Source organism: Pseudomonas sp. FME51, from assembly GCF_014897305.1.
This window is the reverse complement of record NZ_JABUYN010000001.1, coordinates 334,030-359,306: the sequence shown is the minus strand read 5'-3', so window position 1 is coordinate 359,306 and position 25,277 is coordinate 334,030. Positions and strand designations below refer to the sequence as shown.

The 25,277-nt window shown below is 37.2% G+C and carries 25 protein-coding genes; 15 read left to right on the top strand and 10 right to left on the bottom strand.

Going from position 1 to position 25,277, the window contains the following annotated elements; genetic code table 11:
• Nucleotides 1-45 precede the first annotated feature (45 nt).
• Nucleotides 46-1,047, bottom strand: coding sequence for an adenosine deaminase (gene add / locus INT39_RS01600; protein ID WP_193015453.1), 1,002 nt, complete (start codon nucleotides 1,045-1,047; stop codon nucleotides 46-48).
• Nucleotides 1,048-1,704: 657 nt separating this feature from the next.
• Here add and INT39_RS01595 point away from each other — a divergent pair.
• A complete protein-coding gene (locus tag INT39_RS01595) occupies nucleotides 1,705-2,670 on the top strand; it encodes a VWA domain-containing protein (RefSeq protein ID WP_193015452.1) in 966 nt (321 codons plus the stop codon).
• Nucleotides 2,671-2,746: 76 nt separating this feature from the next.
• Here INT39_RS01595 and INT39_RS01590 read toward each other — a convergent pair whose 3' ends face one another.
• Nucleotides 2,747-4,435: a YdgA family protein gene (locus INT39_RS01590; protein WP_193015451.1), complete on the bottom strand. Its 1,689-nt coding sequence runs from the start codon at nucleotides 4,433-4,435 to the stop codon at nucleotides 2,747-2,749.
• A gap of 581 nt (nucleotides 4,436-5,016) precedes the next feature.
• On the opposite strand from INT39_RS01590, the gene fumC reads away from it, so the two are divergent.
• Both fumC and INT39_RS01580 read left to right on the top strand, forming a co-directional pair.
• A complete protein-coding gene (gene fumC / locus INT39_RS01585; protein WP_193015450.1) occupies nucleotides 5,017-6,414 on the top strand; it encodes a class II fumarate hydratase in 1,398 nt (465 codons plus the stop codon).
• Nucleotides 6,415-6,494: 80 nt separating this feature from the next.
• The gene (locus tag INT39_RS01580) at nucleotides 6,495-6,854 is read left to right on the top strand and encodes a hypothetical protein (RefSeq protein WP_193015449.1); all 360 of its coding nucleotides are present in this window, start codon (nucleotides 6,495-6,497) and stop codon (nucleotides 6,852-6,854) included.
• Nucleotides 6,855-6,878: 24 nt separating this feature from the next.
• On the opposite strand, the gene tus is transcribed toward INT39_RS01580, so the two are convergent.
• On the bottom strand, nucleotides 6,879-7,808 hold the full coding sequence (gene tus, locus INT39_RS01575; protein WP_193015448.1) for a DNA replication terminus site-binding protein: 930 nt from the start codon (nucleotides 7,806-7,808) through the stop codon (nucleotides 6,879-6,881).
• A 462-nt stretch (nucleotides 7,809-8,270) separates the two neighbouring features.
• The gene (locus INT39_RS01570; protein WP_193015447.1) at nucleotides 8,271-9,554 is read right to left on the bottom strand and encodes an MFS transporter; all 1,284 of its coding nucleotides are present in this window, start codon (nucleotides 9,552-9,554) and stop codon (nucleotides 8,271-8,273) included.
• Nucleotides 9,555-9,685: 131 nt separating this feature from the next.
• Here INT39_RS01570 and INT39_RS01565 point away from each other — a divergent pair, with 131 nt between their 5' ends.
• From INT39_RS01565 to bioD, 3 genes are all read left to right on the top strand, one after another.
• Nucleotides 9,686-10,594, top strand: coding sequence for a LysR family transcriptional regulator (locus tag INT39_RS01565; RefSeq protein ID WP_413468897.1), 909 nt, complete (start codon nucleotides 9,686-9,688; stop codon nucleotides 10,592-10,594).
• A 128-nt stretch (nucleotides 10,595-10,722) separates the two neighbouring features.
• Nucleotides 10,723-11,934: an ROK family transcriptional regulator gene (locus INT39_RS01560; RefSeq protein ID WP_226944461.1), complete on the top strand. Its 1,212-nt coding sequence runs from the start codon at nucleotides 10,723-10,725 to the stop codon at nucleotides 11,932-11,934.
• 196 nt (nucleotides 11,935-12,130) lie between these two features.
• Complete coding sequence (gene bioD, locus INT39_RS01555) at nucleotides 12,131-12,802, top strand: dethiobiotin synthase (protein ID WP_193015444.1); 672 nt, start codon at nucleotides 12,131-12,133, stop codon at nucleotides 12,800-12,802.
• A 263-nt stretch (nucleotides 12,803-13,065) separates the two neighbouring features.
• On the opposite strand, the gene INT39_RS01550 is transcribed toward bioD, so the two are convergent.
• The 4 genes from INT39_RS01550 to osmB all read right to left on the bottom strand — a co-directional run bounded on the left by INT39_RS01550 (nucleotide 13,066) and on the right by osmB (nucleotide 15,248).
• Nucleotides 13,066-13,302, bottom strand: coding sequence for a DUF1161 domain-containing protein (locus INT39_RS01550; protein ID WP_193015443.1), 237 nt, complete (start codon nucleotides 13,300-13,302; stop codon nucleotides 13,066-13,068).
• A 53-nt stretch (nucleotides 13,303-13,355) separates the two neighbouring features.
• Nucleotides 13,356-13,712: a DUF1283 family protein gene (locus tag INT39_RS01545; protein ID WP_193015442.1), complete on the bottom strand. Its 357-nt coding sequence runs from the start codon at nucleotides 13,710-13,712 to the stop codon at nucleotides 13,356-13,358.
• Between the two features lie 156 nt (nucleotides 13,713-13,868).
• Nucleotides 13,869-14,498, bottom strand: coding sequence for an SDR family NAD(P)-dependent oxidoreductase (locus tag INT39_RS01540; RefSeq protein ID WP_319021306.1), 630 nt, complete (start codon nucleotides 14,496-14,498; stop codon nucleotides 13,869-13,871).
• 528 nt (nucleotides 14,499-15,026) lie between these two features.
• Nucleotides 15,027-15,248: an osmotically-inducible lipoprotein OsmB gene (osmB, locus tag INT39_RS01535; RefSeq protein ID WP_193015441.1), complete on the bottom strand. Its 222-nt coding sequence runs from the start codon at nucleotides 15,246-15,248 to the stop codon at nucleotides 15,027-15,029.
• A gap of 211 nt (nucleotides 15,249-15,459) precedes the next feature.
• On the opposite strand from osmB, the gene tehA reads away from it, so the two are divergent.
• The 4 genes from tehA (at nucleotide 15,460) to INT39_RS01515 (ending at nucleotide 18,540) form a co-directional block, all read left to right on the top strand.
• Nucleotides 15,460-16,464, top strand: coding sequence for a dicarboxylate transporter/tellurite-resistance protein TehA (tehA, locus tag INT39_RS01530; protein WP_193015440.1), 1,005 nt, complete (start codon nucleotides 15,460-15,462; stop codon nucleotides 16,462-16,464).
• 87 nt (nucleotides 16,465-16,551) lie between these two features.
• Nucleotides 16,552-16,854, top strand: a complete 303-nt coding sequence (locus INT39_RS01525; protein ID WP_193015439.1) for a hypothetical protein — start codon at nucleotides 16,552-16,554, stop codon at nucleotides 16,852-16,854.
• A 98-nt stretch (nucleotides 16,855-16,952) separates the two neighbouring features.
• Entirely contained in the window at nucleotides 16,953-17,207 is a 255-nt protein-coding gene (locus tag INT39_RS01520) for a hypothetical protein (RefSeq protein WP_193015471.1), read from the top strand.
• A gap of 253 nt (nucleotides 17,208-17,460) precedes the next feature.
• The gene (locus INT39_RS01515) at nucleotides 17,461-18,540 is read left to right on the top strand and encodes a transketolase-like TK C-terminal-containing protein (RefSeq protein ID WP_193015438.1); all 1,080 of its coding nucleotides are present in this window, start codon (nucleotides 17,461-17,463) and stop codon (nucleotides 18,538-18,540) included.
• 3 nt (nucleotides 18,541-18,543) lie between these two features.
• Here INT39_RS01515 and INT39_RS01510 read toward each other — a convergent pair whose 3' ends face one another.
• Entirely contained in the window at nucleotides 18,544-18,981 is a 438-nt protein-coding gene (locus INT39_RS01510) for a MarR family winged helix-turn-helix transcriptional regulator (protein ID WP_193015437.1), read from the bottom strand.
• A 182-nt stretch (nucleotides 18,982-19,163) separates the two neighbouring features.
• Between INT39_RS01510 and aceE the strand changes: the two genes are divergently transcribed.
• From aceE to INT39_RS01495, 3 genes are all read left to right on the top strand, one after another.
• A complete protein-coding gene (gene aceE, locus INT39_RS01505) occupies nucleotides 19,164-21,833 on the top strand; it encodes a pyruvate dehydrogenase (acetyl-transferring), homodimeric type (protein WP_193015436.1) in 2,670 nt (889 codons plus the stop codon).
• A gap of 201 nt (nucleotides 21,834-22,034) precedes the next feature.
• Nucleotides 22,035-22,706 carry a glutathione S-transferase family protein gene (locus INT39_RS01500; RefSeq protein WP_193015435.1) on the top strand — a complete coding sequence of 224 codons (672 nt, stop codon included), beginning with the start codon at nucleotides 22,035-22,037 and terminating at the stop codon, nucleotides 22,704-22,706.
• Nucleotides 22,706-23,020 carry a DMT family transporter gene (locus INT39_RS01495; protein ID WP_193015434.1) on the top strand — a complete coding sequence of 105 codons (315 nt, stop codon included), beginning with the start codon at nucleotides 22,706-22,708 and terminating at the stop codon, nucleotides 23,018-23,020. Before INT39_RS01500 ends, INT39_RS01495 begins: the two co-directional genes overlap by 1 nt.
• A gap of 74 nt (nucleotides 23,021-23,094) precedes the next feature.
• On the opposite strand, the gene dhaT is transcribed toward INT39_RS01495, so the two are convergent.
• Nucleotides 23,095-24,258 (bottom strand): 1,3-propanediol dehydrogenase, encoded by a 1,164-nt coding sequence (gene dhaT, locus INT39_RS01490; RefSeq protein WP_193015433.1) that lies wholly within the window; start codon nucleotides 24,256-24,258, stop codon nucleotides 23,095-23,097.
• Nucleotides 24,259-24,517: 259 nt separating this feature from the next.
• Here dhaT and INT39_RS01485 point away from each other — a divergent pair, with 259 nt between their 5' ends.
• Nucleotides 24,518-24,853 carry a metalloregulator ArsR/SmtB family transcription factor gene (locus INT39_RS01485; RefSeq protein WP_109402925.1) on the top strand — a complete coding sequence of 112 codons (336 nt, stop codon included), beginning with the start codon at nucleotides 24,518-24,520 and terminating at the stop codon, nucleotides 24,851-24,853.
• A 46-nt stretch (nucleotides 24,854-24,899) separates the two neighbouring features.
• Nucleotides 24,900-25,268 carry an arsenite efflux transporter metallochaperone ArsD gene (arsD, locus tag INT39_RS01480; protein WP_193015432.1) on the top strand — a complete coding sequence of 123 codons (369 nt, stop codon included), beginning with the start codon at nucleotides 24,900-24,902 and terminating at the stop codon, nucleotides 25,266-25,268.
• Nucleotides 25,269-25,277: the final 9 nt, after the last annotated feature.

The following is a 25,277-nucleotide window of genomic DNA, read 5'->3' as shown; positions in this document are numbered from 1 at the left end:
AACCATCTGATTAACAGATGGTTTTAATCATAAAGCTATTAAATATTAACGTAAACTGACTTTCTTAATTAATGCATCACGTTCTGCTTGGCTAATAAACGCCATTTTCAAGCCATTAATTTGTGTTTGACGAATTTGTTCTGGTGTTAATCCTGCAGCAGGTGCTGCAACAGTATATTCATGTTTTAATTCTATACCTTCAACAGCAGGATCGTCAGTATTAAGAGAGGCAATAATCCCATGTGCTAAGAATGTTTTTAGAGGATGCTCTGCGAACGAATTAATAGTGCTAGTTTGAATATTTGATGTTAAGCAAGATTCAATACCAATTTGATGCTCGGCGAGGTAATCCATTAAACGTGGATCTTCAATCGCTTTAACACCGTGACCAATACGGCTTGCACCTAATTCTTTAATCGCATGCCAAATACTTTCAGCTCCGGCAGCTTCACCCGCATGAACGGTAATGTTCCAACCTGTCTCACGAGCACGATTAAAATGGGGTTGGAATAAGTGACCCGGAAAACCTAATTCATCACCCGCTAAATCAAGCGCCGTAATTTTATCTTGGTGTTGTAATAGTCCGTTTAATTCTTGTTGGCAGGCATCTTCACCAAAAGTACGGCTTAAAATACCAATTAAACGAATATCCACATCATGAGATTGTAGAGCACTTTGTACACCATCAACAATCGCTTCTACCACACCTTCGACAGGTAATTGGTGTTTCATCGCCATGTAATAAGGAGAAAAGCGCAGTTCAGCGTAATCAATACCCGCATTAACTACATCGACTACATTTTCATAAGCAACACGATGACACGCATCTAAATCGGCTAAAACCGCCACACCCCAATCTAATTTTTGTAAAAAGCTCACAAGACTAGGCTCATTTTTTGTTATTTGGACATGAGGGCGTAATGCTTCCAATTCATAAGCAGGCAGTGCAATATTGTGTTGTTTCGCTAAATCTAAAATAGTTTGAGGACGAATATTACCATCTAAATGGCGATGTAAATCGGTTAAAGGCAACTGTGTGTCAATCACGTGTTATTTTCCTTTCTAATAGAAATAATGAAAATCTATCGTTTATAGTGATTTTCTTATAATCGGGTAATAATAAAATAGTTGCGAATTATTATGACTGATTTTTATTTTATTCACTAACAAATAAATTTGAATTGGCTGTTTTTAAAACTAAAAGAGCTATTTTTTCTCGGTTTTTAATCGAAAAATAAAAAATGAAAAAAAACAGTGTCTATTTATTAGCTACAATATTCAATGTAATTGATGTTTGTTATCAAACTAACTGATACATTGATTTTTAAGCTTAAATTGTACTCATCATTGTAATTGAAATATTCTATCAGTTATTTTGATAGGTTTTTATGAAAAAAGATAAAAATAGGAGCCTCTAAAGCTGTTCTCTTTATCTATTTATTTAATTCATTATTCATTCATTCATTCATTTGTTGGGTTTTTTAATTGTGATGAGTAATGGGGGATGAATATTAAAGCGAATTTAATTTATTTTTTATAATAAAATAAAAAATAGAATATCTCTTTTGTTAAATGATAAATAAAAATGAAGTAATTAAAGTAATAATATGCCGTCGATAAAGCGATAGTATTAAATGAATATATTAATTTAATTACAAACTATTAAATAGAAACCTAATCATTTAAAATCAAAGGTGTATAAATATGAATAATTCTGATTTAAATATTGAAAAAAAAGAAAGTAAAATACAACATCAATTAGTTTCTAAAATACTTCCCCCTTCATCCTCAAGTAGCCTTACCCATGGTTCACAAGTTGTCACTGGTGATGGGGCGATTGCATTAGATTTAGTGGTCGTCATTGATACTAGTGGCTCAATGTCTGATGAATCGTCAGATTTAAGTAAAGACATCGATATTGCAATACAAAAGGCATTAGAACGTTGTCCATCAAAACTTCGAGTCACTTTTCTAGGTATTGAAGGGACGTGGGAGGATACAAAATTTGATCAATCTGCCAGTGATTATTTAAAAGCTCAATGTGTACCTGAACGTCGTTTACAAGCAAGAAAACCCTTTAAAGAAGCTGATGGGCGTGATCATGCGGGGAATAGAGAAGATTTATGTCGTGCGGTGATTGATGTAAGTCGCTATTTCGATTGGCGTGATGGCGCTCGTCGCGCTATTTTTGTGCTGGGTGATGAGGGTATGGAAGGTGGCGGTGGTGTGCTCACCAATGCGGCGGTGATAAAAAATAATGAAGCCATTACTGTTGCTCAACATGAAAAAGTCAAAGTGTATACCTATCAAGGAACGCCGGATGATAACTCAACTAATCTTGACCGTTTCCCTAGTGTGGTAGATAGAGATCGGGTGACAAAAGAGTATGTGCGTTTAGCTGAGCAAACAGGAGGGCGTTCTTACATCTATACAACGGGTATTGCGAATTTTTCTTTAGTCCTTCAAGAGATCCTCTGTGACAGTTTGACGATACCGAACATTCCTAAACCGAATGAAAAAACGGCAAGTTGTCATCATGTTTGTGAGCAATTAACCTCTATTATTTCGACGGTAAACACACTTGCGGGGATCATTAGCAAAACTATTGATTCATGCTGTAAAGATGAGCGGGAAACTCATTATCTCCCTACTAAAGATTGTGGCTGCTAAATAATAAATAAAAAAACACCCCATTTATGAATAACACAATGGGGTGTTTTTATTTACGTCTTTAATCGAAACTTAATTATTGAGCTTGTGCTGGTTGCTCTGGGATTAAGATTTCTTGTTCTTCGATGATAGCAGGATCTTCAGTCATCTCTTCTTGATAACCTTCTTCTGAATAATCAGAATCATCGTAATCGTAAGATGATGCGCCCATACCGAATAACATTGCGGCTAAACCTAACATTTGAGGTGCTTGAGTAACATTCATAAACTCATCAAAAGTATAGGTTTTACCGTTCATGGTAAATTTATCAGCAGCATAGTTCAGTTTCATGCTTAATGCTTTACCGTCTTGTGCAAGTAACATCAGTGGTAATGCATCTTTCTCATCTTGAGAGATTTGGTTGATATTTTGCTGTAACTCTGTTTTTAATTGCTCAATATCAGCTGCAGTTGCTGTTTCAATCTCTTTTTTCTCTTCATCTGTTAATGCCGTTTCTTGGTAACGAACCGCATCAAGATATTGAGTGGTGTTACGGAATTCAGCTAACATAGGAAGAGATAAATCAACATTGAAATCAATGTTTTTAAACAGATAGTTAAATAATTCTGCTGGTGATTTCTCTTGGCTTTCTAATACTTTAACGTTAAAAGCATTTAAGTCTAAGTTAAAGGTTAACTTACTTGCACCACTTTTATTTGTTAAAGACGCTTCATCAATACGGAAAACTAAGCCTTTTTCCAGTACATCACGAACCGCTTGTTCTACCATGTCTGAATTGTCATAATTGTATTTGTTCCAAGGTAATAACGAGTTGTTATACACTTTGGTTAACAGCAACATGGCATCTGTATCAGCTTTATCAATAGAATAGCCAAATTTACCCGCACCAAACTCTAATCCCGCAATATTTAATGATTTAAAGTTATAGGTTTGAGATAAATTGAAAAGTTTATCTTTAATATCACTTTTTGTTATCAGAGAAAAATCTTTCAGTGAGAAGTCTGATGCTTTGTCTTTGCTTGTATGTGCGATTTCAGCAAAGCTTAATAACTGCTCATTGAATAAGTATTGATCATTATTTACTTTTGTCCCGGTAACAGAACCCGAAATATTTTTAATAGTGAAAGTCTCTTCACCTTCTTTAGTCACAACAACCTGATCACCTTTCACCGAAGTTGTAAAGTTTGTTGCACTTTTATCTGATGAAAATTCAACAGTTAATGGTGTTGTTTTAACGGTGTCGCCCTTATCAGTGAAATCGATAGGGTTCAGTTTTGCTTCACCTGATACCGCACCATCAAAAGCTAAAGAGGTATGGATATCAAAAATAGACTTCTCTTTAGTCAGTTTGAATAATTCTTTGGTTGTCTCATTGTTGACCAATGTATTATTCATTGCCGCTAATTTTGGCGCTAAATTAAATTTAGCCAGATCAGAAAGAGGGAATGGACCATGGTCGATATCCGTAGAGAAAATAACTTCTTCTACTTTTTTATCTTGGTCTTCTACGTCACTAGCATCTTTTGAAATCACGACAGCAAAGTCTGCATTAGAGGTAAAGACCCCTTTTTTATAGTCACGAATTTCAAGTTTAATATCAGCGCCAAATTGTGCATTTTTAGCAAGTTGCGCTAACTGGACATTAGCAAGTTTCGTTTCTTCCTGTAAGCGACTTTCAATTTTGCTGCCCATGTACCACGAAGCTCCGGTCCAAACAACACCCAGTGCGACGATAACACCAACAGCGACAAGCGATTTCTTCATAATTCTAGTCCATCCTCTGTGTACATCTGGCGATGTACGTTATAAAGGCTGTTTTGTAACCCTTAAACAACCCGATAAATTGGTGAAAAATTTTACTCATTTTAAATATAGATAATCTACATATATACATCGCCACCTATATTAACTGTAAATATAGATTTAGTAGAATAAAATCGCAATCAGAACTTACTTAGTTAGTCGCTAACATAATGAGTTTAAAGCAAAATGAATATGATTTATAAGATAAATAAAATAAGGACATAAAAAATGTTTTTTTTACTCACTTTTCGATTTAGACACTATTTAAGTGTGATGTAATTCTATTTATGATGAATAATAAAGGCTCATAATAAGTATGGATATAAATATGAAAGCTTAAATAATAACGCTGGTGACAAAATAAGGTGACTAACCGTATTTTTCCAGAAAAATCAACAGATATCATTCTGTTATAAATTTCATAAGCTCGCTTTAGCTCTCATATTTATTATTCGGTTTATGGCATGATAGTTATATCCGAGTTATTTACTAAAAAACGATTCGGAATTAATCAATTATTCTGTGTACTTAAGGAGATTGAAATGGCAGCCACTCGCATTGAAAAAGACTCAATGGGACAAATCGAAGTACCTGCTGACCAGTTATGGGGAGCTCAAACGCAGCGTTCTCTTGAACACTTCCGTATTTCAGTTGAAAAAATGCCTGTTGCACTTATCCATGCGCTTGCGATAACTAAAAAAGCAGCCGCAGGTGTTAACATGGATTTAGGTCTATTACCTAAAGAGCGTGCTGATGCAATTATTGCGGCAGCAGATGAAGTGCTTGCAGGGAAACACCCCACTGAATTCCCATTAGCAATCTGGCAGACGGGTTCTGGCACTCAATCAAACATGAATATGAATGAAGTGTTAGCTAACCGTGGTAGTGAGATCCTTGGTGGTATCCGTGGCATGGAGCGCAAAATCCATCCGAATGATGATGTTAACAAAAGTCAAAGTTCAAATGATGTGTTCCCAACTGCCATGCATGTCGCTGCTGTTATTGCATTACGTCAGGATTTACTGCCGGAATTAAAAGCACTGCTGAAAGTATTCAAAGAGAAAGCAGAAGCTTTCCATGACATCGTTAAAATTGGTCGTACTCACCTGCAAGATGCGACACCACTGACGTTAGGCCAAGAAATTTCTGGTTGGGCGGCGATGCTTGAGCACAGTATCAAACATATCGATGATTCTATTCCTCATGTTTGTGAATTGGCATTGGGTGGTACTGCTGTCGGTACTGGATTAAATACGCACCCAGAATATGCTGTACGTGTCGCGAAACGTATTGCTGAATTATCAGGTCAGCCATTTGTGACTGCACCTAATAAGTTTGAAGCATTAGCAACATGTGATGCACTAGTTCATTCGCATGGTGCATTAAAAGGCTTAGCATCATCATTAATGAAGATTGCTAACGACGTGCGTTGGTTAGCGTCTGGCCCTCGTTGTGGTATTGGTGAAATTGCTATTCCTGAAAACGAACCTGGTAGCTCAATCATGCCAGGTAAAGTTAACCCAACACAATGTGAAGCATTAACAATGTTATGTGCTCAAGTGATGGGTAATGATGTGGCTATTAATATTGGTGGTGCATCAGGTAACTTTGAACTGAACGTCTATCGCCCAATGATTATTGATAACTTCTTGCAATCAGTCCGTTTACTGGCTGATGGTATGCGTAGTTTCAATGAACACTGTGCAATTGGTATTGAGCCAAATCGTGAACGTATCAATAAACTACTTCACGAATCATTAATGTTGGTTACAGCATTAAATACGCATATTGGGTATGATAAAGCGGCTGAAATCGCTAAAAATGCGCATAAAAAAGGCTTAACACTGAAAGAGTCAGCATTGAAACTGAACTACCTCACCTCTGAAGAATTCGATAGTTGGGTTCGTCCAGAAGAGATGGTTGGTAGTATGAAGAAATAAGCCTATTTAGCGCTTATTTAATGCTGATATTAAATCCCGCTATAATGGCGGGATTTTTAGATCGTATTAGGAAAATTGATATGAATGAAGAAATTCGTTTTACCGCAACAGAAGTGAATTGCTATGTTGAAGATGATGTCACCATTATTGGAATAGGAGATGATGCTGTTTCTCCTGATCACTTCATCATTCTTTCACGATTTGATGAAGAAGATGAAGAGATTGATAATTCCATTGGTTTAATGACACATCTATCTGATATTGAAGCGATTAATACGCTTGAAAAAATTACGATAAGCCGAGAAAAAATTATTTTCTTATTGAAAGATAAGATAGAAATAACGATTGATTTGAATATTGAAGCTGATTATTTTACTCAACTTTATGATTACCTTCTGCAAATTATTCAAGGAAGTTCGATTCAACTTATTGAAAAATAGGTTATTAATCAGTTTATTAATTGATTACTTTTCAAGATATAAATGCATTCTTGGAATAATTAATTGCAAGTTTTTTGCTTTAGGGCGATGGCGAATTTGAATATTATCGGCATCATAATCAGGAAGTTCGCCAATAATCGGTTTAAAATCGCTCTCTTTATCAATATAAAAAGCCAATAATGGCAAAGGGCAGGCATATTGTACCTGTTTTTGAATTTCTGAATACCAAACGCGGGCAATAGGCTGCACTTTTACTGGGCGTTTTATTTTTAATTTCGCATTTTCAGGGAGTTGTGAAAGGGTGATAATTTCTTTATCAATACGCTCAGCCCATTGTTCACTCGTATAAGGTGGAACGGCGCGATTAGCCTCACGACTTTTTTCTAACTGGGCCAACACATCATTACGCGTTAAATTCTTAATAATATTTTTATTCGCCCAACCAAAACGAACAGTATCAGGATCAGACAGTAGGGTGAGGGTGCGATAAGCATTGAGTGTAATCAACCCTTTTAGCTGATTATGAACAAAATCAAAACGTTCCTCCTTAGAAATTCCTGACTCTTTAGTCACGATATCAGAAAGCTGTTTTTTTAATGCATTAATTTGCTCAACCTCTTTTTTTACAGCCTTAAACTCAATGTTATTAGTACTAAAACAAAGTACACCAGGTAAACGAATAGCACGTTTACTACTGATATGTGGGGCATTATCATAAATAAACAAATTTGCGATAAGCTTTAATGTAAGGTCACGAGCTTCTTCATCATAGCTAGGCGACACCGTCACATGAACAACTTCATCATGCTCTTCTTCTTTAGTGACATCGGGTAATTCAAAGACAGCCGAAGATAATAATGTTAAATTTTTTAGCTTTTTTGTCAGAGAGTTAATCTCTGTTTCTAACTGTTTAAAGCAGAGATTGAATTGTTCGATTAAATCATATTTACTCATTTTAATATCCTTATTTAGTTACAACATACAATTAGCCTTTGTTTAAAACAATACATTAGCTTCAGTGGAAAGTACATCGCTTAGCAGGGGGAAATGCCAAAAATACGGTATACTGTATATAAACACAGTACACCGTGAAAAGGGCATATTTTAATACTATTTTTCTTAAAAAGAAGATTTGCGATGATTTTACACACCATTTTGGCTTATTTTTCATTCACAAAATGTATTGAGTCTTGAATTGTATTGCAGTCTGGTTTTGTTGGCGGACAACTTTTTGTAGACGCACTGGCAATCGATGTAAAAAGAACAAAGAGCAGAGCGATAGGCAGTTTAATTTTAAACATGGTGCTAATCCTTCTCAAAAGTATAGGCCTATACCTTATGAAAAGAGTACGAAATCGACAATATTAAATGGTATTAGCCTGCTTTCGTACTTTGTTATCATTATGATTTACATGGTTATTGGGCAACTCTATTTAAATGTAATGCGATCAACAAAGCTGCTAACATTAAAATGGCAATAAATAATCCAACACCCAGCCAACCAAAACTTATCCAAAACAGGCCACCGACCGTACCAGCAAGACTTGAACCCGCATAGTAAGTAAAAAGATAAAGTGAAGAGGCTTGAGCTCGGCCTCGTTTAGCTCGACGACCAACCCAGCTACTTGCAACAGCATGAGCTGCGAAAAATCCCGTTGTTAAGATAAGCATCCCGATAAAGATAACAGGTAACGATTCAATTAAGGTGATCAATATTCCGATTAACATCATTGAAATACCCGCAATAAATACGTTGCCTAATCCATATTTTGTCGTTAATAATCCGGCTTTCGAGGCGCTATAAGTGCCACTTAAATACACGATAGAAATTAAGCCCACTGTAGTCTGACTTAATGAATAGGGTGCATCTAATAAACGATAGCCAATATAGTTAAATAAAGTGACAAATCCGCCCATTAATAAACCCCCTTCGATAAATAATAGGGGCAGTCCTTTATCTCTAAAATGCAATTTTGTTGTAATAAGCAGGTTACGCGGTTTTAATGCGGTTGGTCTAAAATGCTGGGAGGCAGGTAATATTTTCCAAAAAGTCACCGCGGCAAAAAGGGCAAAAACACCAAGAATAACGACAGATAAACGCCAAGAGTAATAATCACTTAATACACCTGTAATGACACGACCACTCATACCACCAATAGAGTTTCCGCTAATATATAACCCCATTGATAATGCGAGATAAGCAGGATGAATTTCTTCACTTAAATAGGTCATTGCCACTGCAGCAACACCACTTAATGAAAGCCCAACTAAGGCGCGAGTTATTAAAATACCCGTCCAGCTATTCATAGCAGCACTTAATAATGTAAAAAAAGCCGCACAAAATAGCGCAATAACCATCACATTTTTACGACCAAAAGCGTCTGAAAGAGGGCCGGTGATAAGTAATCCACATGCCATTAATGCTGTTGAAAGCGAGAGCGCTAGGCTACTGGTTGCAGGGCTTACTGAAAATTCATTAGATAACACCGGCAATATGGGTTGCACAAAATAGAGTAAGGCAAAAGTGGCTAATCCGACCATAAAAAATGACACTGTCACTTTTATATACAGTGCATCATCACGCTGAATATAGTGCTTAGGGTTAGATTGGCGATGAGCAGGCTTTTCTATACTTGATGTATTGTCTGAAATATCAGTGCCTAAGCTCATACTTTTACTGTCTATTTCGTGAGTATCCATATTGATTAAACTTCCATTACTTAAATTTGATTTATGTCAATGTTAGAAATATTTGATTTTTTTGTCTAATATATTAATCATTAGAAATAAGACGTTTAAAGTATCAATGACGATATGAGAGAAATATGAATATTGAACTGAGGCATTTACGTTACTTTATTGCCGTAGCAGAAGAACTTCATTTTGGTAAAGCCGCAGAAAGATTGAATATTTCTCAGCCGCCTTTAAGCCAACAAATACAAGCGCTTGAAAATGAAATTGGGGCTAAGCTCTTAGAACGCACTAACCGCTCAGTCTCATTAACACCCACGGGGCAAATGTTTTTAAAAGAGTCTTATCAAATAATGGCGCAAGTCAACGCAGCTGCAACACGCGCCGCTAGAATGGAAAAAGGTGAATTAGGTGAAATTTCAATTGGTTTTACCTCAACAACACCTTTTATGCATTTAGTCACTTTGAGTTTGCGACAGTTTAGGGAGAACTATCCTGAAGTGGGTATTCATATGCATCAAATGAATACAAAACAACAGATATCGCCGTTACTGACAGGACGTATTGATCTGGGGATCATGCGAAACACGACGCTACCCGAAAATTTGCACCACCAGCTCTTGTTTCGTGAGCCTTTTATCTTAGCGGTTTATGAAGGGCATCCTTTACTTGCTTACAAAGAAACGGGTGTCAATATTCAAGATATTGGACAATACCCCTTTGTTTTTTTTGAAAGAGATGTCGGTACGGCACTTTATGATGAAATAATTCAATTACTGAGTTTATCTGGCATTACGCCGACTATTGCGCAAGAGGCGGGCGAAGCAATGACAATTTTAGGATTAGTTGCTGCCGGATTGGGTATTTCAATTGTGACAAAATCTTTTACCCGCATGAAAGTGGATGGAGTACATTATTTACACTTTGCTAATTCACAGGCTTTTTCTGAAGTTTGGTTAGTCTCTCATAAAAAGCGCACGATACCTGCGGCTGCAAATAGATTAACGCAATTACTATTAAAAAATATCTTAGATCACCAAAAATCTTGATTTATCTGTGTTTTTGATCACGCTTTTTATGTAAGTATTGTACAATTATCACAAATTGACGACATAATCGGTAATGAATTATTTGGAGCCTCGAATTAATTATGGCTCCTTAATTAAGGATGCATTCAATGGGGAACCAACCTAGCCACATCGATCACGTAAAACAATTTAATCTTGGCACAGTCTTTCGCTTGATTGATGAACATGGTCCCATTTCTCGTATTTCACTGTCAAAAAAGGCAGAGCTTGCGCCAGCAAGTATTACTAAGATCACCCGAGAATTAGTTGAAGCGCACCTTATTCATGAAACAGAGTTCCCCGATGTGGGATTTCGTGGCAGACCTGCGGTCGGATTAAAATTAGAAAGCCAAGGCTGGCAATTTCTCTGTATCCGCGTCAATAAAGGTAGCTTGCTTTTTAGTTTAAGAGAATTAGATAGCAAGCTGGTTACTGAAGATACGTTCGATTTCCCTAAAGAATACAGTGATGATTTTCTTAATCACTTTTTACTTGCTATCGATAAATTCTTCGAGCGTTATCAATCTCATGTTGAAAGATTAACCGCAATCAGTATTACTATGAATGCGATTGTTGATCCCATTATTGGTGTTATTCATAGCTCACCTTATTATGAGATTAAAGACATTCCCCTTGCTGATAAAATCCATGAAAAAACAGGTGTTGCTGTTTTTTTGCAACACAGTGTAACTGCATGGACAATGGCAGAATCTTTATATGGCGCAGCAAAAAACAGTTCAGATATTTTACAAATTGTTATCGATGATATTGTTGGTGCTGGCGTAATAACTAACGGGAGAACATTGCATTCCCATAGCCACAGCGCGGTTGAAATTGGGCATACTAAAGTTATCGATTCTGAGAATGCTTGTTATTGCGGCGCGAAAGGGTGTTTAGAAACGGAAATTGCTATTCCTCAATTAATTAAAAAAGCACAATTATTAGCACAAGAAAACCCAATCTCGTTGCTAAACAAATATCCCATTACTATTGAAACGCTGTGTGATGCAATATTAGTCGGTGATAAGCAGGCGTTTGAAATTGTCAATTTAGTTGCACAGCGATTAGGTTTTATTCTTGCTGTGATGATTAATATTTTTAACCCACAAAAAATACTTATTGGTTCGCCACTTTGTCGAGCTAAGTCAATTTTTTTCCCTTTGATCTTGAAGCACGTTCAAAATCATGTCATGCCACGTTATGCACAATCGTTGATTATTGAAGAAACAGAGTTAAGAAATAAAGGAACATTGCCTGCGGCATCGCTAGTTAAAGAGGCTTTGTACAACGGCTCTTTGTTAATTGAGTTGATGCAAGGCTAAATTAAGCACAATAAAACGTAACAAAAGTGTTTTGCAAGCGTAAATACATCAATTGATCATTAACGAATTCTCTATTTTCGACCAATTAACTAAAAAATTGAGCTACCTCAAACCACCAGAAACGGTGTTACCCTAAACTCTAATCTCTGTCATTTTTTATGAACCTGATTTATCTGTCATAACGGAAGTAAATTATATGTTAACACGCTTTTTTGTTACGGGGACAGATACCAACGTGGGTAAAACTGTTGTAACCCGAGCACTTCTTCAGTCATTAAATCGTGGCGGGTCAACGGCAGTGGGTTATAAGCCTATTGCAACAGAATTACATGAAACAGCTGATGGTGAACGTAATCGGGATGCACAGATTATTCATAGCTCATCGCCAGTTGAAGTTCGCTACGACGAAATTAATCCTATTTTGCTTGATAATTGTTATGTCAGTGAGAATGAAATTGATTTTAATAAAATTTCAAATGAACTCAACAATTTAAGTAAAAAAGCAGAGTGTGTTGTTATTGAAGGTAATGGCGGTTGGCGTTATCTACTTGATGACAATACCTTTTATTCTGATTGGGTGGTGAAAGAACAAATTCCAGTGATATTGGTTGTTGGTATTCAACCAGGCTGTGTCAATCACTCAATATTAACAGCACAATCTATTCTCAACGATGGTTTGAAATTAGCGGGTTGGGTTGCTAACAGAATAAATCCAGGATTACCTTATTATGCGAAAATTGTGGAAAGGCTGTCTCAGCATATTCCTGCGCCGCTGATTGGTGAAATCCCGTATTTATTGCGTCCTGAAGAACGTGATCTCTCTTGTTACCTTGATTTAAGTCAGTTGGAAATCGCCGTACCTGCTTAAGAGAGAATATAAATAAGTAACGAAGTGGATTGAGTCACTTGTTTTTAAACGGTGCCAAACTTGTTACTTTAAATGCCTGATGAGTAAATTCATTGGGTATTTTTGTTTTTTCTAATTTGGCCTTAAATCAAAATAAAGATGAAAATAGTCTCTAATATTCAAGTGAAAAAAGATAAAATAGAACAGATAAAAGTCAGGTAAAATAGAAAAAGGGCGCAAATTGATGCGCCCTTTTTTAATGACATATTTTTATCAATAATAAATTAATGACGAGTATAGATAATTTTCTTACTGTCATTTTCGCATGTGCCTACCACTTTACCTTCTGTTTGTGCAACTTGGTCGTTTTCAACGACAATTAACGTAAAGTTAGCTGCGGGTACACCATTATTGACGATTTTTTGTTGAATAGATTCAACAACTTCATCACAACCTGCATTTGCCGCTAAAGGTGCAAATGCAACGAGGGTTGCCATTACTGCAAATACGTATTTTTTCATATCATTCTCTCCTTGTTTTACTTTGTAAAACATCACTGTTTTACACGATTTTCTTACGGATTAACAGGGCGTCCAGTATTACTGTCTAAACAACGACGTGTTTCAGACTCCCAATAAGCATAGACATTTGCACTTTTCAGACAAGCATCTCGCTCATCAATGGCTTTATCTACTTTATTAAATTCAATTTTTTCTCGTTGATTGACTTGGGTACGAAGTTCTCGTTTTTGGTCCCAGTCTTCTTTCATTTGTCGAGCTTGCTCTTTATCTAAGACATTGTCATAGCCATTACCATTAATGGTTACATTAGTTGAGGTGGCAATAGAAGAAAAAGAAGACACGGATAAACCAAGAAATAAGGAGAACAATAGCGTTCTTACCGTTTGCTTCTTAGTGAGTGAATTGATCATGGTTGCAATCCTCTAAAATTATGTCGCTATTACTGTCAATGACTATTATATCTTAATAATTATAACTGATGCCTTAATAAAAAATGAGTTTTCAGTGCGTTTAGTTTTGGCGATGAACACTAAGGCCCGCAAATGATTGGCTGACAGGCATCATTTCTAAGGGGTTAATGCGTTGGCATTTGCATAGGTCTGTTCAACTTTTCCACTGTCACCTTTAAATCGAACAAGTGAAAATTCAGTGCCACCAACAAGACCCGGTTCAATATCCGTCACGCGAACTTTTTTACCTTGAAGATCAGCGCGTAATCCTAAACTAAATTGCTTAACAAAGGCTTTAGTCGCGCCATAAACGTTACCTCCCATATAAGGCCAAGATGCAGCAGTTGAGCTAATGTTAATAATATGGCCTTTATTTCTTTCTACCATAAGAGGGAGTATAGCGCGGGTAACATGAACAAGACCTTTATTGTTTGTCTCGATCATCGTATCCCAGTCATCAAGGTTGGCTTTATCTGCGGTATTTAAGCCTAATGCTAATCCAGCATTATTCACTAATACATCTATGGTGCGCCATTTTTCAGGTAATTGATCATAAATTTCGCTGACGGCTTTTTTATCCGTGACATCTAACTGTAATGGATAAAATTGTTCACCTAACTCTTTATGCAAGTTATTGAGTTTATCCAAACGACGAGCGGTACCAATTACTTTGTGTCCATGGCTGATAAAATGACGAGCGATAGCCTCACCAAAACCCGCAGAAGCACCCGTGATAAAAATAATCATTTAATTACCCTCGATAGTTATAATCATTGAAGTAAAAGACTATCACCAAAAAGAGTCAAGTTTAAAAATCAGGTTTGTGAAAAATCAGCCTAAAAACAAGGTTCTTTTATGATGTGAAATATTTTTATCTTTAATAGTAACCTGTATTTTTGTTTTTAACTGACAGAACAAGCCGTGATTATTTAGTCGATTTTTTTATTAAAAATAAGGGAGACAAAGATTATGTTTTGCATCACGGCAAAACAAATAAACTAAGTAAAAACAGGATGATAATAATAATGATACTGCCAATTACGGCAATCACCAATGTGGGTGATAAAAGAAAACAGAAGTAACACAAAATAAGGGCCACTACGATATGAATCAAATCGCTACATGACTGATATAAAACGACAACAGCTTCTTTTAATTGAGAGAGAAACGATTTATTCATGTCATACCCAATTAAATACAGAATATCTTAATGAGATGTGTTACTAGACTGAGTCAATAAAATATAACTCAGTCTAGTACAATAAGACAAAATAGTTATTTTTTACCGACTTGATGACCGATAACACCACCTAAAACACCACCACCAATAGTGCCCAATGCGCTACCATCAGTTAAAATAGCGCCACCAACGGCGCCTGCACCGGCACCAATAGCTGTATTACGGTCGCGTTTTGACATATTAGAACAACCGGCAAGAGAAAAAAGCAGAACAGAAGCAACGCACAGTGTTCCAATCTTTTTTAACGTGATATTCATTTTTATAAACTCCAAAATAAAGGACAATATAAAGATATCGTTATCGTATTTATACAAGCATCAGAATATTCGGGAATAAGAGGGTGAAAACTCTTAAAGTGCGTCATAATCCATAACATATATTTTAAATGCGTTTTATCAAAATAAATTTTATTATCTGTATTATTATTTGATTCGATAGTCTAAAGCACCACTGAACTACGTCATTTATATGAGTGAAAATAACAGTATGATATTGATAAATAAATTAAAGATACTCTCTTCACAATTTGCATCCGGCTATTTTGGTGTCGTATTAGGGATGATTGGTACGGGGATGGCATGGCGTTATGCTACAAAAGAACACGGTTACCCAGCTTATATTGGTGAAATTTTTATTAGTGTAGGGTGTTTAGTTTGGTTAACACTCACATTATTCTTACTGGCGAAATATCTCCTTCACCGCCAACTTGTTCTTGATGAAATAAAACATCCGGTTGCTAGCGGATTTACCAGTTTGTTTCCCGCAACAACGGTCTTGGTTTCTATAGGATTGAGTCCTTACTTGCCGTTGTTCTCACTTATCCTGTTTAGCCTCGGCGCAGTTGCTCAATTGGGCTATTCAAGTTGGTTGATTGGTGCTCAATGGAAGGGGGAATACCCTAAAATGGCGACCACACCTGTATTGTATTTACCAACAGTCGCGAATAATTTTATTTGCGCTATGGCATGTGGTGCGTTTGGTTTTAATGACTTGGGCATTTTATTTTTTGGTGCCGGTGTGTTTTCTTGGTTAAGTTTAGAACCCGCTATTTTAAAAAGGATACGCAGTGACGGATTAATGGATGAAAAATCACGTCTTTCATTTGGTATTCAATTAGCGCCCGCTTTAGTTGCTTGTAGCGCTTATTTGGCTATTAATGATAATCACATCGATTTCTTCGCTAAAATGTTATTAGGCTATGGTCTTTTACAACTTCTATTTATGGTAAGATTAATCCCTTGGTTTGTTAAACAGCCATTCTCATTACCTTTCTGGAGTTTCTCTTTCGGTGTTTCTGCGTTGGCAAAAGCCTCATTAAATATGAGTATGGCATCTAATAGTCATTTTATGCAGTTACTCTCAACCGCACTATTTATCTTTGCTAATTTTATTATCTTGCTGCTGATTTGGCATTCATTATTATGGTTTTTTAGAGGACTAAAACAGTTATGTTGTCCATCTAAAGCACTTTAATAAACATAGAAAAAAGGGAGCTTAAACAAAATTTTCAGGCCTCTTTTTAAGATAAGAATAGTATAAAGGGATATAGAGCTAATAACGATGAAAAGAAAGTTAATTAAAAGAAATAAACGCTGGTTGATGAAAAAATATCACCTTTCACAACAACTGCTTGCACCACTATCAGTTATTTTAAAAGAGAATGAATTAGAGTCACAAGCAAATCGATATTACCGCTTATGGCGACGAGGCTTAATCAAAGAAGATTGGAGTCACGCCATTTTTGATACCGGTGTTGTAATGGTGCCTCAGCAGAGACTTGATGGGCGCGTTATTTATCACGAGCGAGTTTTTAACAAAGAATTAGTGCCATCAGAATACCAAGATCAATGGAAAGCATCTTGAAATCTATAAAGCCAGCTAAAGTCAGAATAAAGCTAATTTATTACAAACTATTAATGGCTTAGAAAAGAAAAGGGTGAAAAGGTAGGTTTAGGTTAAATATGGATAAAATAAAACAGCAATGCCACCAGCAACAGCAAGCTCTCGTTGATGACATACAAAAGGGTATTGCTTTAAATCGAGATTTATTGGTATTAAGGGAGTTACTTTTATCCTATAAATACAATGGAATGACTCAAGATGTAATGCGAGATTGTTTAAATCAATTACAAGCCATCGAAGATGAAGACACTATTTTAGAATTACTCGATTTTGTCGAAGGTTTTTGTTCCTTAGATTGGAAAATATATCCCTGAAAACTGAAAACTAAAAACTGAAAATATCTGTAGTATTTCTTTTCTTTTTTTATTGCTTACCTCATATCATCTGTTTTATCTAAAACAAATCATTTATTTCAATGTGTTAGTGTTGTGATATCTAACGGATATTTCTAATGATTTGCTTTACTTACTATTTCCATTTGACGCTCCATTTTATTGTAATTACAATAATTGCACATGCAACAATAAGGTTGCGAAATCGCTTTTACACGTTGTTCAAGGAGCACGAATGTCTGTTCAATATTTTAAAATGCCTGCCACGTCTGAAAAAACAAGCCAAGCTGCACTGACCTGTGTGCCCCATATTCAATCGATGATACAAAACAGTGTGTCAGACCCTTTGCTTATTTATCATTGGATAGAAAAATTGAGTCATAAGCTCAATCAAGAGGGATTATCGAGAGAAGTTTTATCAACTCAAAAGCAATCACCAACTGCGTGGCCAATTTGGTTTCTTAATAATAATGAATATGAAAAACCATTATTTTATTTTTTCAGTGATCCGTCAGTTGCTATGTTGGGGGCGCTACAAACAGAAACTAATCGTAAGGGAATTTTTATTAACCGCGCAGATGTACAAGGCGCTCCCTTACCTAAAGGTGTGCAAGCTTGGTTTCCCTTAGCATTAACGGGAATGGATAGCTGGCTTCCTTACGATCCTGCGAATATCCAAGAAGCGGGCGCGATTATTGAGCACGCCATTCAAACCCTTTATGTTGAGGGAAAAAAGCAGATGGTTTATATCGCAACCCATGAAGCTCCTTGCATATCAAACGGAGTCTTGGATCAGCGAGAGGCTGAAAATGCCTATCTTGGAATGCATTGCGTGGCAAAACTTCCGATTAAAAACGATGGATTAATCGTAAGATTATGTGGTGCAGGAAAAGCACTGTCACGTACGCTTGAAGCTGCGTATTTACTGAAAAAACATTGGAAAATAGACAGTGAAGTGTGGAGTTGTCCAAGCTATACAAAATTGGCCTTTGATGCAGAACAACTCAACTATCAACAAGCAAGTCAGCACTCAAAACTTGTTAAATCACATTTAGAACAATGTATTGGGAGTGAAAGTTGGCCCGTGGTTGCTATTACAGATTATACACATTTGATTGCGAGCCAGATAAAACCTTTTATTTCTAGCCCATTTGCTGCAATTGGCAACGATTCACAAATTAAAGGAAAAATTCACTATCCACAAGCAGAATGGATTGCTTTATGTGCATTGAAGTTATTGGTCGATGATCAAAAACTTCCTACCGTTGTTCTTGAAGATGCATTAAATATTTTTAATTTGGATAAGGATAAGTAATTTTTATTCTCTAACTTTATCTGAGGCTGCATTAAGGGCTTGCGCGAAACGTGCGATTTCATCCTCACTAAATTGGCTAATAAAATAGTCTTTGATGACACCTTGATAGATGACCCACATCTCTTTTCTTAATGCTTTGCCTTTTTCTGTGATGGTTGCAAATGCAGCACGGCGATCATCATCAGAACGAGTGCGTATAACAAGTTCTTCTTTCTCAAGCCTATCAATCATTCGCGTTAAATTATAGCGCTCAATCACCACGACATCAGCAAGCTCATGCATACGTCGAGTTCCATCCACACCACTTTCTAAACCCCAAAGAATGTCATACCACGCATAGATGGGGAGTTTAGCCTCAGCCAATTCAGCTTCAATTTTTTTAATTATAAGCTTATGAGCTTTAACAAAAGAAAACCAGAGATCAGGTTGTTTGTTGTTCATCTTAGAGTTTTTCCAATTATGGGAATTATTTGCAATTGCAATTATAAAAGGATAGAGTCATTTTTTCCATGATTGCAATTGCAATTATAGTAATTGCAATGTTAGTAATTGCAATTGTGTGTGAATGGTCAATTAGTACCTATAGTAAGCCCTCAAAAGGGTCGTGTATATTTGGAGAACTTATGAATCAACCTGCGAAAAAAACTGACCTAGATCCCCAGGAAACCACAGAATGGCTTGATGCATTTCATGGTGTCACCCGTATTGATGGACGAGAACGTGCCCATTTTTTACTCAATAAAATGGCGCAAATCGATCAACAAAAATACGGTGATTACTTTAGTACTGTCACCACACCTTATATCAATAGCATATCCACTTCGCAACAGTGCGAATATCCAGGCAATCAACATATAGAAGAACGTATAAATGCCTTTATTCGTTGGAATGCAATGGCAATGGTATTACGTGCAGGTAAACATTCAGGGGTTGGAGGCCATATCGCAACCTACCAATCCGCTGCTGTGCTTTATGATGTTGGTTTTACCCATTTTTTCCGCGGTCGTACTGATACTTTTGCAGGTGATATGGTCTATATACAAGGACACTCTGCACCTGGAATTTATGGGCGTGCTTATCTTGAAGGACGCATTGATGAAGAGCAACTCGATAATTTTCGCCGTGAATCGACTCGCCGAGGCATTTCATCTTATCCGCATCCACGCTTAATGCCTGATTTTTGGCAATACCCAACCGTTTCGATGGGACTTGGGCCATTAACGGCCGCTTATCAAGCCCGCTACATGCGATATTTAGAATATCGTAATTTAAAACCTCACCAAGATCGCAAAGTATGGGCATTTTTAGGTGATGGTGAAATGGATCAACCTGAGTCATTGGCAGCAATTTCATTAGGGGGGCGTGAAAAGCTTGATAATCTTATTTTTGTGGTTAACTGTAATTTACAACGACTTGACGGTCCTGTTCGTGGTAATAGTAAAGTTATTCAAGAACTTGAAGGTAATTTTAGAGCCGCAGGTTGGCATGTAATTAAAGTTATCTGGGGAAGTAATTGGGATAAATTACTAGAAAAAGACACTTCAGGATTATTAGAAGTACGCATGATGGAATGTGTTGATGGAGATTATCAAACATTTAAATCACAAAGTGGTGCTTATGTTCGTGAACATTTCTTTGGTAAGTATCCAGAATTATTAGAATTAGTTGCAGATATGAGCGATGACGAAATTTGGGCGCTTCATCGAGGTGGGCATGATCCTGAAAAAGTTTATTCTGCTTATCATCAAGCCGTAAATACCAAAGGTAAACCAACCGTTATTTTAGCCAAAACAGTCAAAGGTTTTGGAATGGGTGAAGCGGGGGAAGGACAAAACATCAACCACCAGCTTAAAAAAATGAGTAATGATGCAGTGAGAGCGTTCCGTGATCGCTTTAATTTGCCAGTACCAGACGATCAGCTTCTTGATATTCCTTATATCAAACCTGAACTTGGCAGTGCTGAAGAACAATACATTAAAAGCACACGCGCGAAGCTAGGTGGTCATATACCAGCCCGATTCCCTCAAACTGTACCACTGGCTATTCCGCCATTATCACAATTTGCTTCGGTATTAAAAGGAAGTGGAGAGCGAACACAATCCACAACGACCGCATTTGTTAATATTCTCAATGTATTATTGAAAGATAAAAACATGGGTAAACTTGTTATTCCGATAGTGCCGGATGAATCAAGAACCTTCGGTATGGAAGGATTGTTTCGCCAAATTGGGATCCATTCTTGGCTTGGTCAACTTTATACACCTCAAGATGCTGGACAATTGAGTTACTATAAAGAAGCCAAAGACGGACAGATACTTCAAGAAGGTATCAACGAATCTGGCGCCATGTCAACATGGATTGCAGCCGGAACGTCGTATAGTAATCATGACGTTACAACGATTCCATTTTATATTTTCTATTCAATGTTTGGATTACAACGTGTTGGCGATTTAGCATGGGCTGCCGCGGATGCGCGCACTAAAGGTTTTTTATTAGGCGCAACATCGGGAAGAACCACACTAATGGGGGAAGGGTTACAACATGATGACGGACACAGCCATGTGCTTTCTTCGGTTATCCCAAGTTGTGTTTCTTATGATCCATCATACTCTTATGAACTTGCAGTTATTATTCGCAATGGTATGTATCGCATGTATGAAAACATGGAAGATATTTACTACTACATCACTTTATTAAATGAAAACTATCCTCAACCTGAAATGCCTGAAGGTGTCGAAGAAGGTATTTTACGCGGCGCTTATCTGCTAAAAAAAGGGGATATTCAACAAGCAGATCGACATGTTCAATTAATGTCGAGTGGTTCGATAATGCGTGAAACGCTAGCTGCTGCACAATTGTTGAAGGATGATTTTGCTGTTAGTAGTCATGTTTGGAGTGCCACAAGTTTAACGGAACTACGACGTGATGGTATGGCAATAGAGCGTTGGAATATGTTACATCCCGATGCAACACCTAAAAAATCGTATATAGAAAATTTACTGAGTTCACATCAAGGGCCAATTGTTGTTGCTACAGATTATATGAAAATTATAGGTGACCAGATCAGACCCTATTTACCTGAGCGTAAGTTTATTTCGCTGGGAACGGATGGATTTGGGCGCTCAGATACTCGAGAAGCATTGCGAGAGTTTTTCGAGGTCGATCGCCACTTTATTGTTATAGCAGCATTAAAATTACTAGCAGATGATGGTGTAATTTCAAGAGAGGAAGTCACTCGGGCAATACAATTATATGGTGTTAATGTGGAAAAAATGGATCCTACCACGATTTAATTAACCATTATTAACAAACTGACTAAATAAAAAAGCAACCCACGTTAATGTGGGTTGCTTTTTTTAAAAGGCATAATTTAAAGTCTGATTTGATGAATGGGTCATATTACGTAGCTACTTGTGTCATTAGATAATTAGGGGTATTATTGCATATGCAACGATTGTAAATGCAATCTTAATTTATTCTAAGTTGGAGCGACAATGACTGTATCAAAAAAACCTGATATCACATTTTACACAGCAGATACCCCTAATGGATTGAAAGTCGCATTATTTCTACATGAAGTCGGCATTCCTTTTGAGCGGCGTTTTGTTGATCTTTCTGCTGACGAACAGCATCAACCTTCATTTTTAGCGATCAATCCCAATGGTAAAATTCCTGCTATTGTTGATCACACAACAGGAATTACATTATTCGAATCCGGTGCGATTTTGACGTATCTTTCTGAAAAGTACCCACTGTTACAATCAAACGCTTTAAAAGAGAGATGGCAAATTCAGCAGTGGTTACATTTCCAGATTGGTGGTGTTGGGCCAATGATGGGGCAGTTGTGGTGGTTTCTACATGGAACAAAAAATCATAATGAAGAGGCTTTGATGCGCTACCAAAAAGAGTCTCTTCGTCTGATCGGTGTGGTAGAAAAGCAGTTACAAAATTCGCCTTATTTGACAGGGGATACATATACCATCGCGGATATAGCTGTATTTTCATGGTTACGGACTTGGCATGAGTTAGATTTGGATATATCAGCTTTCCCCGCGGTAATGAAATGGTTGACTGTTTTATCCGCTCGCCCAGCGGTAAAGGAAGCCATTCATGTTAATACAATACGCGATAGTGTTACGCTTGTTGCGCCAAGAGGGAATACATAATGGCTTGGGTTTACTTATTTACAGCATCATTGTTTGAAATTGTAATGGGTATTTCACTAAAGTTAAATGAGGGTTGGACAAAGCTCACTGCCAGTATATTAGCTATTATCTCAGCGCTTATCAGTATTTTTCTACTGGCTCAGGCTTTGAAAACGTTGCCACTTGGCACGACCTATATTCTCTGGGTCGCTATCGGTGCAATTGGTTTGTGTATTACGGGTGTATTCTGGTTTAAAGAGCCATTTTCACTGCAACGTCTGTTTTTTATCTCACTAACCGTCATCGGTGTTATTGGTCTTAAAGTCGTGAAATGATTTTAATTACTGCGGTTCTAGACTTGGAACCGCAGAGTATTAAGGATGACACTGATAGGTGTTTTTTAGCCAAATTAGAAAGCTTGACGGAAAATTTCAATGATCTCTTTTTCATTACCCTTGCGTGGGTTAGAGAATGCATTACCGTCTTTAAGTGCCATTTCTGCCATATAAGGAAAATCAGATTCTTTTACACCCAATTCACCTAAATGTTGCGGAATACCAATATCCGCAGAGAGACGAGCGATAGCGGCAATAGCGCATTCCGCCGCATCCATCACGGATAATCCGGTGATATTTTCACCCATAAACTCAGCAATATCTGCAAATTTTTCTGGGTTAGCAATCAAGTTATAACGCAATACATGTGGGAGTAATACGGCATTAGCCACGCCATGAGGCATATCATATAACCCCCCTAATTGGTGAGCCATTGCATGAACATAACCCAGGTTCGCGTTATTAAATGCCATTCCGGCTAAAAGTGAAGCATAAGCCATATTTTCACGGGCTTTTAGATTTGTACCCAGTGCAACCGCTTGGCGTAAGTTACGAGAAATTAAACGGATTGCTTGGATCGCTGAAGCATCTGTTACAGGGTTTGCATCTTTAGAAATATAAGCTTCTACTGCGTGAGTTAATGCATCCATACCGGTTGCAGCAGTTAGCCCCGCGGGTTTTCCGATCATCAACAATGGATCGTTAATAGAAACAGAAGGGAGGTTACGCCAGCTCACGATAACAAATTTGACTTTGGTTTTTGTGTTGGTCAAAACACAATGGCGAGTCACTTCACTGGCTGTACCCGCTGTGGTGTTTACGGCAATAATAGGTGGCAGAGGGTTTGTTAAGGTTTCAATTCCAGCATAATTATAAAGGTCACCTTCATGTGTTGCCGCAATACCGATACCTTTACCGCAGTCATGTGGGCTACCGCCACCTACTGTAATGATCATATCACACTGTTCTTTGCGGAACATTGCAAGGCCTTCAAGCACGTTAGTATCTTTTGGGTTAGGTTCAGTGCCATCAAATACGGCAACATCAATACCCGCTTCTTTTAGATAACCAATAGTTTTATCTACGGCGCCATCTTTTATCGCTCGTAGACCTTTATCCGTTACCAGCAGGGCTTTTTTACCACCCAATAATTTACAACGTTCGCCAACAACAGAGATAGCACCTGGACCAAAAAAGTTAACATTCGGTACCAAGTAATCAAACATACGATAGCTCATGATAAACCTTCCAATATCAGATTATTATTCAGATAAATTAAAGTATTAGTGCATTTTCACCTCATTGGTTATTAAGTCAAGGAGGTAACTAATCAATAAGGTGAATCGATTCGTTTAACTTTGGTTCATTTGATATAAGTCAACAGGATGTGCTCCTTTAAGGGGGGGAGGTTAAGTAAAAACAACGATTAAAACATATGCGGTTTGACAGATGTGAATTTCAGGTGTACGTTGGGGCTTATCAAAGAAAGGAGCAAATATGGAACCGTTGCAATTATTTAAGGTATTAAGTGATCAAACAAGGCTAGATATTGTGTTGCTACTAAAAGCATCTGGCGAGTTGTGTGTTTGTGACATCTATACTGCCCTAAATTTATCCCAACCAAAAACGTCTCGCCACCTAGCCATGTTGCGGGAAAGCGGGCTATTACTTGATTCTAAACATGGGAAATGGGTTCATTATCGTTTGTCTCCGACATTATTACCTTGGGTGAAAAATATTATTGAAGTCACCTATGAGACAGAGAAAAATAAAATAGCAGGTTTGCTTCAATCTATTGAAAAAAAAGAAACGGTTATCTGCTGTTCTGAATAATTTTTTTAATTTAACATATATGAAAAAACAGATATGAGGTATTGATATGAAGCTATTAGAAGTCTTTGATCCCGCATTATGTTGTAGCACAGGGGTTTGTGGTACCGATGTTGATCAGGCACTAGTCGATTTTGCTACGGATGTAAGCTGGTTAAAGAAACAGGGTGCTAATGTTAAGCGCTTTAATTTAGGCCAAGAACCTATAGAATTTGTTAATAATGCAAAAGCAAAAAATTTTCTTGAAACCGCAGGCGCTGAATCATTACCTCTAGTCCTACTTAATGGCGAAGTTGTTTTAACGGGTCGCTATCCCAAGCGTAATGAGTTGGCAAGATGGTTTGGTATTCATTTGGTGGAGACAAAGAGATCTGATGTAAAAATCAGTTGCTGTGACAACAATAAAACGTGTTGTTAAAGGAGAAAT